Origin of the sequence: Brevibacillus sp. BC25, from assembly GCF_000282075.1 — a bacterium.
Classification (GTDB): domain Bacteria; phylum Bacillota; class Bacilli; order Brevibacillales; family Brevibacillaceae; genus Brevibacillus.
In genome coordinates this window covers 1-13536 of sequence record NZ_AKIX01000043.1, presented here as the reverse complement: position 1 = coordinate 13536, position 13536 = coordinate 1, and the positions used below count along the sequence as shown (strand labels likewise).

The 13536-nt window shown below is 42.7% G+C and carries 5 protein-coding genes; 4 read left to right on the top strand and 1 reads right to left on the bottom strand.

Translation table 11 applies throughout. The features are described from left to right. Positions 1-124: 124 nt before the first annotated feature. A complete protein-coding gene (locus tag PMI05_RS13030; RefSeq protein ID WP_007722052.1) occupies positions 125-4639 on the top strand; it encodes an S-layer homology domain-containing protein in 4515 nt (1504 codons plus the stop codon). Positions 4640-4716: 77 nt separating this feature from the next. On the opposite strand, the gene PMI05_RS13025 is transcribed toward PMI05_RS13030, so the two are convergent. Further along, positions 4717-5376 (bottom strand): YigZ family protein, encoded by a 660-nt coding sequence (locus PMI05_RS13025; protein WP_007722049.1) that lies wholly within the window; start codon positions 5374-5376, stop codon positions 4717-4719. 272 nt (positions 5377-5648) lie between these two features. On the opposite strand from PMI05_RS13025, the gene PMI05_RS13020 reads away from it, so the two are divergent. The 3 genes from PMI05_RS13020 to PMI05_RS13010 all read left to right on the top strand — a co-directional run. Further along, positions 5649-6857: a TolC family protein gene (locus PMI05_RS13020; protein WP_007722047.1), complete on the top strand. Its 1209-nt coding sequence runs from the start codon at positions 5649-5651 to the stop codon at positions 6855-6857. Between the two features lie 451 nt (positions 6858-7308). After that, positions 7309-10470 (top strand): S-layer homology domain-containing protein, encoded by a 3162-nt coding sequence (locus PMI05_RS13015; protein ID WP_039960718.1) that lies wholly within the window; start codon positions 7309-7311, stop codon positions 10468-10470. A 123-nt stretch (positions 10471-10593) separates the two neighbouring features. Beyond that, positions 10594-13536 (top strand): Ig-like domain-containing protein (locus PMI05_RS13010; protein WP_007722043.1); only part of this gene is annotated, 2943 nt, incomplete at its 3' end.

Genomic DNA, 13536 nt, shown 5'->3' with positions numbered 1-13536 from the left:
ATTTAGGGGGAAACACTTAAGTGAAGAAGGGAATTGTCCGATAAATAAAGGGAGAAGGATTATGCCCGATCATTTCTAATGCGGGACAGAAAAGCGATTCATAAAAACACAGAGAGGTGAAAAAATGAATAAGTCCTATCAACAATTCCGTCGTTGGCTGGCTATGTGCCTGACGATGATGCTGATTGTAACAGGTGTATTGCCTGCCGTTCCTGCTTTTGCGGCATTCGGTTCCAACTGGAATACTGGAGCAGGTATCCAGACACCAGCTGACTATGTTGTGACACCTAAAGGCGATGGTACAAGTTATGGCACACCGATCAAGACCATAACCAAATTGGTACATGGAGTCGAACTTACTTACAAGGATAGCTCTAAAAATGGTCAAGGCGTAGACGTACTGATTGATAATGTCGCGCTTCCGAACAATCAACTATTCGTAAACGACAAAATTAAACTGCCAGATTTTCAATTGAACAGCAGTGGAGCAGTGACAAAAGTAACAGTGAGACCAAAAGTAACCGTCGAACCAACGAATGATACAGCAGAGATTTTCTTTCAGTACACACCAAACCCTGCTGCCCCTGGGTTAGGAAAGCTAAAATTTAATAACTCCGGACAAGGTGAGCATCAAAGTGACCCCAAAAAGGTAACCACCAGAACAGTTTCTAATTTGGAATACACTTATAGTGCCACAACGGCAGTAGATAAAACACAAGCTGTTGAAGTCCAAGTAAATGGTGTGACTGTTCGTACTGTATCCGGCGCTTCAGGTATCCTTCCAGATATCGATTTGTCTCCTGGTCTGAATGCAGTCCAAATATTTGCGCCAAATACAGGAGAACGTGACATTATCTATTATGAGTACAACTCGCAGAACAGCCCAATCTCCATTACCAACTTCTCTGGAGGAACGACAGCCTATACTCCAGTGGTTTATGGAGACTCTACGATAACCTTGGTTGGTACGTATGGCAGTGGAGTAACAGGAAGCAGCTTGCGACTGAAGCTGATCACGAACAACGGCACTTCCATTCAAGACTTGGCCAATACTGCGCCAGCGATTAATGGCAGCAACTTTACATTTAGCAACATTGGCTTGAAGCCTGGTCTGAATCAGATCGCTTTCTATGAAAAAGTAGGAAACGTAACAAAAGAGCACTACCAGTTCTATGTTCAATACAACAACACACCACTTGTCAGTGACTTGAAAGTAAATGACACACCGCTGAACGATCCGAATGTCAACACGAATCCAACTTATATCACGGTTCCATCGCTCAACCGTCTGAATTTGAATATGGACGGGAAGGCGCTCAATGCGGACACCGTTGAAGTGAAAAACCTGCGTACAGGTGATGTAGTTAAAACCCAGGTGAACCGCACAGGTTCCTTTGGATTGAGTGTGCCATCCCAGCTTGGCGAAAATACTTTGGAAATCAGAGTCTTTAACCAAAACAAAGAGGTAGGTACCTTTGTCCGAAAGCTTTTGGTAACGACAACATCATCCGGAAGCTCTGATCAGTTTTACAAAGTAACGTTAGGGGGAGTAGCACTTCTGCCTAACCAGCAATCGACGATATCAGGTCCAGCTTCATCCCCAGAGATGGCGTTGAATGGCTCGGCACTGTTGAAGTTTGTAAATATTACAAATGAGCAGAAGTTCCAAGAATTCAAGATCACGATTTCTGATGGCAGTAATAAATATGAGTACACGTCTGCTCAGGGGGTAGGCTTCAAGGAGATAGGCAACCCGCAAAGCGGATTTACGGAATATGCGGTAGATATGGCGAAGGTACCTGCTGGAAGATTCCAGGACGGTAAAACGTATAAGTTATCTTTGAGCTATCAATATCTGTCAAAGGCTTCAGATAATACCGTATCGTCTCCATCCGGCTTTATTAATGTTGCGAACTACGAGTACGAATTCAAATACTTGGACGACTCGAAGCCAACCATTTCACAAGTAATTAATTTGGCAAACGGACAAGTATTGTCCCCGACGGCTACGAATATTATTGTTGCTTCACCGTTGGAATTGAAGGCAATTACAAAAAATATTTCAACTCCTACTAATGCAAAAATTACGTATAACGGGCAAGCATTGACTTCTGACGACTATGTAATTACGCCAGCAACATCGCCAGCGAAAGATGAATTTACACTTACCCTGAAAAAGCTGCCACAGGGTCAAGGGAAACTGGTCATTGACTATGTAGAAAATCCAAATTCGCTATCTGTTGCTTATACGCTGGATATTCGCATTACTCCATTTGCTCAAATCACTTATGTAGATGCAACTGGACAGGTACGCAGTTTTGAAGACGGATATCAAGTAAAGAGTGAGAATGACATCCGAAATCTCGACGGGAAAGTGTACAACTATGTTTTGAAGGATAATAACATTGAGGCAACCTTGAACGGCTCGCCCATCGAAGTTTCCGAAATTAGTACAAACAAAGGTACATTCCTAATTAAGAAAGATCAGCTCGGTTACAAAAAAGGCAACAACGTCCTGAAAATCACCTTGAAAGACGATCCAAAAACAGTTTTCACTTATAACGTTTCTTACAACTCATCCAAGACGCCATCTGTGGAGAATGTGAAGCTGGAGATCATCTCCAATGGTGATACTGAAGAGCTGACCAAGAAAGCTGGAGATGCATCTTATAAGACAGGTGCCAACTTCTTGACCAACTTGAGCTTTACAGTAAATGATGCAACACATGTCTACATTGAAAAGAACGGGAAGCGTATCAATGATTTCCGCTACAAGAGTGGAGATTGGGAACAAGATACGACGAACCAGGAGTACGTAAAAGCACGCCTCGAAGCAGCGTTGAATAACGATTTGGAAGACTTGTTCGATGAGCACAACATTGATTCACAGTCTCGTTCCCGATTTGAAGGGAAGATGACTACGAAGAAATATGGCGACCTTGTTGAAGAAGTGCAAGATGCTGTGACTGATGCCAAAGAACAGGAACAGAAACTGGCCCTCTTCCCACTGACGCTGAAAAAGGGTGGAACAACGGTCTACACCATCGTAGCCGAAGATGACAATGGTACTGTCATTCGCTATGACATCAACATCGATCAGAAATATTCCAGCTGGGAAGTTCTGTCCCCAGTAAAAGCAAAAGAAAACGATCCATATGTTATCGTAAATAGCAACAGTGCTGTTGTGAAAGTGTTTGCGGAAAATGCGGACAAAGTATTGTTCGGCAAAACAGAGGCAAAAGTAACCAACACAAGCAACCCTGACTTCTATTACGATGACGATCAAGGGAAAACAATCCCTGAGACTTACTATGTATTTACATCTACAGTTCCACTTAAAAAAGGTCTAAACACAATTAAATTCTCGGTCGTGGTAGGCGATAGCACCTATAAAGACGAAATCAAAATCTACAATGCAAGTTCAACTGTAAATGGTGCAGAATATCGTGATGTATTAGGAAAGAAAACTGCTTTTAGTGTGTTTGATAAGCAATTTGAGCTGAAGTTCCCGAAAGGTACAGTATTGCTGTCGCCAGATGATAGCCGTGCTGGTCAAGAAGTGAAGAATCCAAGCGGAGATATTTTTGTCGATGTACCTCTATACTTCGGTATGGCAGACCGTACAACAGGACAAATATCTATCGACGAGGATAATCTGGAAGAACGACTGGTACTGGAAGCAAACTTCAACTATGCAAGTCCCCTGTACTATGTAGATGCAGGTGATACAGAAGCTCCAGGTGGTCGTGATCCATACTTCGATGAAGGCGATGCGGAAGACTTCAAGAGTCGTTGGCAAGACAATTTGGTTCCTAGCCTTCGCGGTTCAATTACCATCAAATACGATCCATCCATCGTAAACGCAGCGAATAACATCCTGACGGTTTTCTACCACAATGGGGATGAGTGGAAAAATATTGGTGGCGTAGTGAGTACAAGCAAAAAGACTGTTACGGTGCCGTTTGCTGGTTTTGGTTATTACATGGTCATGAAAACGAGAGAAACATACGATGATGTCATTCGACATGATTTCGCTCGTGATGCAATTGAAACGCTGTACGCCAAAGGAATCATGCCAGCATACAGCGGAAGCAGCTTTGGGGCTAACCGTGACATGACTCGCGGCGAATTTGCAACGATGCTGGTCAAATCGATGGATCTGCCGATTAACGCTGGACCATATCGGGATAGCAACGAGCGTGATCCGTTAGAACCAACCTTTACGGATGTTCGTCCGAATCGCGATTCGTGGGATTATCAGTACAAATACATCGAGACAGCTGCTCGTGCAGGGATTATCCGTGGAAAACAACCAGGCTACTTCCGTCCAGATGAAAATCTTACTCGCGAAGAAGCTGCAATCATGATCTCACGTGCACTTAATCTCAAATTGGGTACACTCGATGCTTCCAAGGTGGCTTTGAACAAAATGTTCTCAGATGCCAAAGACGTTAGCTACTATGCGGCTCCATCCGTACTTGCTGTCAGCAAGGCGAAGCTGATGAACGGCGAAATAGATAATCCAGGTGAGAAAAAGTCAACCTACAGCTTCAAACCAACAAACAACCTGACTCGTGCTGAGATGGCTGTCATCACCATTCGTGTCATGGTCCAACTCAAAAAACTGCCTAAGCAGTAAGCCGAGATATTTCGCTATATATAATAGAAGAAAAGCTGAAGAGGTCATCGCCTCTTCAGCTTTTTTTTATCCCGAAATTACTCTTCTTCCACATCTCCGACCGCGTCTACAGGAACCTCTACATATTCCTTCTCCCCCAGCACGATCTGAGCTTGTCCATTCGTCAAATCAACCATCCGTGCGACAAACTCATCCTGTTCACCCTCAGGGATCAGCACATGCGCGGTCACCTTGTCTGTAAAATCCGTCCCACTCACGCGCTGTTCACCTAGGCGCAGTTCGTTTTCCACCTTGCCCCACCACGTATAGTCCACACTGACAGAGATGGTCTGATGTAGTGTGTGCACCACGATCTTTGCAGCCTTCAATGCAGTGACGGTTCCAGCTGTATAAGCCCGAACGAGTCCACCAGCCCCAAGCTTGATTCCGCCGAAATAGCGAGTGACGACCACGACCGTATCCTTCACGCCGTTTTTCTTGATGCATTCCAGGATCGGCTTGCCTGCCGTACCGCTAGGCTCCCCATCATCACTCGAGCGCTGAATCTGATCGTTTTCGCCGATGACAAAAGCGGAACAGTTATGAGTAGCGTCCCAATGCTTCTTTTTGATCATCGCGATAAACGCTGTCGCTTCTTCCTCAGTGGTAACCCGCTGGGCATATCCGATAAAACGGGAGCGCTCAATGACGATATAGTCCTCACCGTAGCCAGCGATGGTTTTGTATTGGGTAAGCATCGTACAATCACCTCAAGAAAAGGATAGCATGCCAAAGAAATGTTGGCGAACACTGAAATGTTTTTGACACATAATCGTAGTACTCTATGTGGTGCTTTTGGAATAAAAAAGGAAAGGGAGGAGTTACTTATGATTCCCTTATGAAAATGCTGGTATGGCATAATTTTGCGTGTGAGAAGTATAACTCTGTGATATAGTGATCTTGGGACAAACCACATATTTAATGTGGTTAATAATTTTATGCTCAATATAAAATAAAGGAGTGGAATTCAGTGAATTTTCCATATTCGAAAAAGAAATGGATGTTTATCAGTTTGGCGGCATTATTAACGACAGCCCTTGGCGCAGGAACCTTGACAGCATCTGCGAATACAGGCTCCGATCAAGCAAAGGCACCTACGACTGTACAAGCATCTAACGATAAAGTAGCAGCTGAGGCAGGCAAAGATAATACGACAACGCCTGATACTGCCGCAGTAGAAGAGTTGACGTTGGACAAAGCGATTGAACAAGCTTTGAAAAGCAACGTCTCATTACAAAATGCTATTCTGGATGCGAAAAATGCAGATATTAACAACTCGATTACCTATAGAAGCACGGCACAAATGACAGCAGATATGCTGGAATCGCTGGATGCAGCGCAAGCAAAGTATGTGAGAAGCGCCCAAAGTGAAATGACCAAAAAGCTGAATGCCCTTGCTGTTAAGACTACAGAAGGAAAAATCAAGCTTGGCGCACAAGATGCTTATTACAAGCTGATTTTTGCTCAGGATGACCTGAACTTGAAAAAACAAAGTTTGGCTCGTGCAGAAGCACAACTGAAAGTAGCCAAAGCTGCATTTGATGTGGGAACCAACGCGAAGACAGACGTTCTTGAAGCAGAAATGGGCGTAGCAGGTGCAAAAGCTCAATTGACGACTGCGGAAAACAACATGGAAATTGCCGTGATGGATCTGAACGATTTCCTTGGCGTTGATCTGCAAAAAGAATGGAAGGTCGTCTCTGCGAATAAACAAATGGCTCCAATCTCAATCACCATGAAAGAGGCGGAGAAGCAGGCCCTCTCTAAACGTTTGGAGATTACCAAAGCAGAAGAAGAGATCAAGCTGGCTGAATTGAATGTGAAGCTGATCGCCGAGTATACTGCGGCGTCAACTCTCTCTGGTCAACAAGCTCGCAACAACGTCGAGAAATCTCAGCTTGCCATTGATGAGGCAAAACGTACCGTTTCGAAAGATGTTGCACAGGCATACCTCAATCTAAACGCAGCTCGCGAGGCGATTGACTTCCAAAAAGCAGCAAAGGATTCTGCAGCTGAGAGCTATCGCTTGAAAAATTTGCGTTTTGAAAATGGACTCGCGACGACTTTGGAAGTAATCCAATCGGAAGAAGCATTGTCTACTCGTGAGAACGAGTACCAAAAATCTATCCTGACTTACAACTTGGCTGTCGTAAACTTTGAAAATGCATTAGGAAATTAACCTAATGTAAGCAAGATTTATGTGCTTTTGAACCAAATTGGAAAAAGGTTCAGTCGTGACAGCCTGCCATATGTCCCCTATAATACGGATTGTGGCGGATGTCACTTCGTACATAATGAACAGGTGAATAACGAACCACGAAAAAAACTTTAATTTTTTTTCGAAGGCGCCGCAACTTTTGATTCGCTCAGGCGTTTAATAGGATGTCACACGAAAAACGGGGAATTGTGTAAAAAAGATTCACGAATTCTAGCAGTTGTGTTACACTAGTGATTGTTGCATTTTACACAATACTGAATATACTAGAGATTTTTAACACAAAAAGCGAGGCTTTCCTGCGAAAGGAGGTGACACGCGCTTGCAGGATTCGGGCTTTAAAAAGAAAGATAGATTAACAACAAATATTCCCCAAGAACAATTTGTTTATACTAGAGGAGGAGAACACAAGGTTATGAAAAAGGTCGTTAACAGTGTATTGGCTAGTGCACTCGCACTTACTGTTGCTCCAATGGCTTTCGCAGCAGAAGAAGCAGCAACTACTACAGCTCCTAAAATGGACGCTGATATGGAAAAAACCGTAAAACGTCTGGAAGCTCTTGGCCTGGTAGCAGGTTATGGCAACGGCGAATACGGTGTAGACAAAACTATCACTCGTGCAGAGTTCGCTACTCTGGTTGTTCGCGCTCGCGGACTGGAGCAAGGTGCGAAATTGGCACAATTCAGCAATTCTTATACAGATGTAAAATCTACTGATTGGTTTGCTGGTTTCGTAAACGTAGCTTCCGGCGAAGAAATCGTAAAAGGTTTCCCGGACAAATCTTTCAAACCACAAAACCAAGTTACTTATGCTGAAGCTGTAACTATGATCGTTCGTGCACTGGGTTATGAGCCATCCGTTAAGGGTGTATGGCCTAACAGCATGATCTCCAAAGCTTCCGAGCTGAACATTGCTAGAAGCATCACTACTCCTAACAATGCAGCAACTCGTGGCGACATCTTCAAAATGCTCGACAACGCTCTTCGCGTAGACCTGATGGAGCAAGTTGAATTCGGTACTGACATCCGTCATGAAATCACGAAAGAAACTCTCCTGACTAAATACCTGAAAGTTACTGTTCGTGACATGGAGTGGGCTCAAGAAGCTGGCAACGACAGCGAAGACCTACCTATGGTAACTAACGTACCAGCTATCGGTCTGGGCAAAATCAAAGCTAACGAAGTTACTTTGAACGGTAAAGACGCTGGTATCGGCAACACTACTTACAAAGTAGCTGACGGTATCAACGCTAACGATTTCGCTGGTCAACACGTACAAGTGTGGATCAAAGACGACCGTGAAGACGTAATCGTTTGGATGGAAGGTTCCACAGACGAAGAAGTTATCATGGACCGCGTGAGCGAATTCACACTGAAAGGTAAAACTTTCGAAGATCCAAAAGATCTGAGCAACTCTGATCTGGCTGATCTGAAATTGGAGTTGGATGCTAGCGGCAAAACATACCGCTTCAACAAAAACTCCCAAGTAACTTACAACTTCACTCGCTTCAACGATGCAGTTGATGGTTTGAAAGAAATCATCAAAGACAACGCTGATGGCGGATTCACTTTCGGTGCAAAAGTTGTTCTGGACAACAATAACGAGATTGCTTACATCCACGTTATTGACGACCAATCCATGAACAAAGAAGACGAAGGCGTTAAATACGGTTCCGAAGTTATCTCCAAAATCGATGCTGATAAGAAGAAAATCACGAACCGTGATAACGACAAGTTCAACGAACTGGAAGACAAAGAAGAAGGTAAAGACTTCTTGGTATTCCTCAACGGTAAACCAGCTAAATTCAGCGATCTGAAAGAAGGCATGGTTTACAGCGTATACTACGCTGATGGCGACGAAGACAAACTGCTGGTATTCGCTACTGACACAGTAGTAGAAGGTAAAGTAGACAAAGTTGTTAGCCGTAACAACAACGACTACCGCCTGACTATCGGCGACAAAACATACCGCGTTTATGAAGGTGCTACTTTCTCCGATGACGGTAACAAAGATGTTCAAGACATCGACAAAGACAACTGGGATCTGGTTGACAGCTTGGACGACGAAACAGTAAAACTGTACCTGGATGCTTCTGGTCGTGTTCGTCACATCGAAACTAAGGATGCTATCGACGATCGCAAACAAAAAGCAATCATCACTCGTGCAGCTACTTTCAACACAAGCAAAGACACTTGGGATTTCACTGTGTTGACTCAAAAAGGTAAAAAAGTAACTGTTTCCCTCGAAGCTAAAGACATCTATGACTTCGATGGCAAAAACTACTCCAGAGATGGCAAGTCTGAGTGGGATCTGGAAAACATCCTGGTACCTAGCAAAGACAAAGACACTCTGCTCGTAGAATTGACTCTTGATGCAGATGGCAAACCAGACAAAGTTGAATTCCTCAAACCTGTAAAAGTTGAAGAGGAATCCGGCAGCAAATGGGATGACATCGCAGATGAAGACGACGACATGGTTGGCGACTACGAAGTTACTGACAAAACAGCTATCTTCAACATGACTGGTGAGTTGGAAACGAACGGCAAACGTGCAGAACTGAAAAACGCTAAAACTGCGAAGTTCAAAGACGTTGCTGACGAAAACGACCTGTCCGTAATCTACACTGTAAACGATAAAGACGAAGTAGAAGCAATCTTCGTTGTTGAAGGTGACGGTTTGGCTGGTGACGCTATCTACGGTCAAGTGATCGACTTCGGTCGTTCCGGCGGTAAAGACACCATCAAAGTATGGGTTAAAGAGAAAGATAGCGACAAAGTTGTTGAGAAAGAATACAAACTCGATGGCGATCAAGACGATCTGAAAGATGACGACATCCGTCGTAACGACTTCATCGCATTCACAGTTGATTCCAACGACGAAGTTATCGTTGACGATGTAGTTGAAGTAGTTAACAAAAACGCTAAAGGCATGCTCGCAGAAGTAACTGACGAAAAAGGCCTGAATGATGCAAACATCGACAAATTGATCGTTGGTTTGGTTGATGATGTAAACAAAGACACCATCACTTACAAAGATGCTGACGGCAACAAGAAGAAAGCTAGCATCAAATCTGCTACTGCTTACTTCGATCTGTTCGATGACCTCGGTGGCACAGATAGCGTAAACGAAGGCGACTACGTTGTAATGATCGACAGCGCTGACGTTTCCGGTACTAAATACGACTACGTTCTGATCGTTTCCGACGAGAAAACAGTTCGTAAAGACGACCTGGAAGACGAAGCAGAAGCATTCTTGAAGCAAGAGCCAACTGAAGGTGAAAATCCAGTTTGGGATGCTCTTCCAACTTCTGTAGAAGGTAAATTTGTATCTGCTGGTACAATGAAAATTTACCGTGCTTCTGTAACACTGAACAAAGACATCAAGGCTGATGACGTTGATGACATCGTGTTCTCCATCAACGGCAAAGAAGTAACGCCTGACGTTCTGGACTTCAAAGATGGCAAAATCTCCATCCAGTACCAAACAGAAGACAAAGTAACTTCTAGCGAACTGAAAGTTACTAACAAAAACGGTAAAGATTCCGACAAAGCAAAAGTAAACTTCGTAGAAGCGTAAGAATTACTTTAGCTAGTCTGAAGCAGGATTTGGGTTATCAAAGAGTTAGAGGGGAAATGTCCCCTCTAACTCATATTACCCGACTATAGAGAACTTCCTATCAAACATACGGAGGGGTAGTACGTGAATAAAAAAGTGGTACTTTCTGTTCTTTCAACTACACTTGTAGCTAGCTTGGCAGCATCTGCTTTCGCAGCACCAAAAGATGGAATTTACATTGGTGGAGACATCAAAAAATTCTACTCTACTGACGTTCTGTTCGAAATGACGCCAGCAGCTAAAACAGCTTACAACAATGAGCTGAAAACTATGGCTACTAACCTGAACAACGTAGTATTCGTTGACTTCAAAGGTAACGGTGCTTCCCTGCAAGAAATGTTCGACAAGGGCGGTAAAGTAGCTCTGGGCGAGCCTCTGAAAAAAGAAGACTTCGTTGATCTCTACAAAGTAGTGAACAAAGACGGTTCTTCTACTGCAACTGAAAATGCTAGAGACAAAGTAGATGGCACAACTCCAGGCGACCTGAAAGTTGAATCTGTAAGTGCTAATAACCTTAGAACTATTGCAATTAAGTTCAATAAAGCTGTTGATCAAAAAGAAGCAGAGCAATCAACAAAAGTAAAACTGTTTGATGGAACAGCCTCTACAGCCATTAAACGCGAACTTTCTGAAGATGGAAAAACTCTGTACTTAATTGATAATGCTACTGGTAAGTTCGTTCAAGGAAAATCCTATAAGGTTACAGTAGATGGTCTGAAGGCAGCTGAAGGAACCGCTACAGTTAATTTTGAAACTACTGTAAAGACTCTTGATACTGAAGTTCCTGTAGCTAAGTCTGCTACATTAACTTCTCCAAAAACTCTTGAACTTCAATTCTCTGAGCCAGTAGATATCACAACTGCTAGTGGTGTTCTTACTGATTTAGTTCAAATTGATGGTATCAATGTGTTTGCATCTTCTGTTAAACCATCTAATGATGGAACAGTTACCATTACTTTAGGTAATCCGGTTACTGTAGGTGCTCATAAAGTTAAAGTTTCTAACTTGAAAGACTTTGCGGGCTTGCCACTTGAAGCAAAAGAGTTTGATGTAACTCTTGGTGCTGATACAACTCCTCCAGCTGTTACTGGAGTAGAAGTAGTGAATGCTTCTACAATCAAGGTTACTTTTAGTGAAGTTGTAGATGAGTCCACAGTTCAAGCTAGTAACCAAGCCTTGTATGTTAAAGTTCCAGGAAAACCAAACAATGATGTTGATGGAGTAAAGAAAAAGAGCTCAACTGTTTATGAGATGACTCTGAAAACTCCACTTGATCTTGCTGCAGTTGTTCAGGCGGAACTCGCTTACAATAACATCAAAGACAACTACGGTAATGAAGTGAAAGAAGAAAAGACATTTAAATTTACAGCTATTGACGATGTTACTTCTCCAACAGTAGCTGGTCATACTGTAGATAGCAGCAACAATGTTGAGATTACATTCTCTAAAGCTGTGAAGAATGTAGATAAGAGTGACTTCCTGCTTCTGGATAAAGATGGCAAGGTAGTCAATGGTGGAATTACGAATGTAGTGGCAAAATCCATTGACAACCAAGAGAGTGATAAGACTTTTGTTATCCAAATTAATGAAGCTCAGAACAAGTCCGGAGTATACAGTGTTAAAGTAGTAAAAGAAAATAACATCGTAGATAAGTCTATCCGTGAAAACAAACTAGGCGAAGCTACATTTGCTATTACCTTGGCAGATAAACAAGCTCCAGAAATGATAAGTGCTAAATGGCAAGTTGAAAATGGTGATAATATCATTTCTGATGGCGATTCTTTTGATAGCAAAATCACTATTATCTTTAATGAATCAATGGATATTGCAACACTAGCAAATAAAGCAAACTATCTGTTAGGTGACAAACCACTTTCTGATATTAGTGCTGCAACTGTTACACCTTCTACTGATGGTAAATCAGTAGTGATTACTTTCAATAAAGCTGAAGCATCACCAGAGCAATTTGGAAGTCTAAAAGTATTGGCAGTGAAAGATGTTGCCGGAAATACTTTGAAATCAGGACAATTGAACCAAAACCTCTCTAGCTTGTCTGGTATCTACGGAGCATATAATCCTTCTGTTGCATTTAATGATGCAATTCAGGAAAATGCCGTTCAATTGGTAGCGAAAAATAAGGTTAAAGTCTCCGCTGAAGCAAGTCACTTGTTTACTGCTGTAGATCCAAACAAAGTAACTGTTGTAGTAGGTAACACTCTTGAAGCGCAAGTTACCAGTGTAAATCTGGCAACAGATAAAAAATCTGTTGAACTGACATTGAGCAAAGAGCTGAAACCAAATGCTACAAGCGACGGTACTGCGACTGTTAAGCTTAAAGCAGATAAAGGTGCCTTTGTATTTGAAGGCGCAATCGCAACTGACGCAGGAACTTCCACTGATCTGGTTGATAAAGTAAAACCAACTCTGGTAGTACCAGCAAAAGGCAAACTGCTGACAGTAGATGCTCAAGATATGATCACTTTAGAGTTCGATGAAGTCGTAGCGGGTGATGATGCGGCCGTTAAACAAGCTTTGGTCATTAAAAACACTGATGGTAGCCGTATTCCAACAGCTAAATACTCCATTGATAATGTAAAAGACAACAAGTTGGAAATCACTTTCAGTGATATCAGCATTGACGGTGCAGTAACTGTTGAGTTGCTCAACAATATCGCAATTACTGATGTTATCGGTAACTATGCAAGCGATTTTGCTGCAGTATCTTCAGATGCATTTGTAGTTGAAGTATTGAGTGATGCAGCAAAAGCACTGAGTGCAATCAACAGCGGAACATATGTATTTGCTGACTTGACTAAAGCTGGTGTAACCGGTGCAGTTGAAGCGAAACTTGCTGATTACAAAACAGCTATTGCAGCAGCAAAAACAACAAAAGGATCTGCTTTGACTCTTGCTGAAGTTCAAACTGAGGTAAACAAAGTAAATACTCCTCCGGTAGTAGCAGACAAAACAACTTTGAATACAAAAGTTGGAGATGCTAAGGCAAAGAAAGAAGCTGACTACACTCCT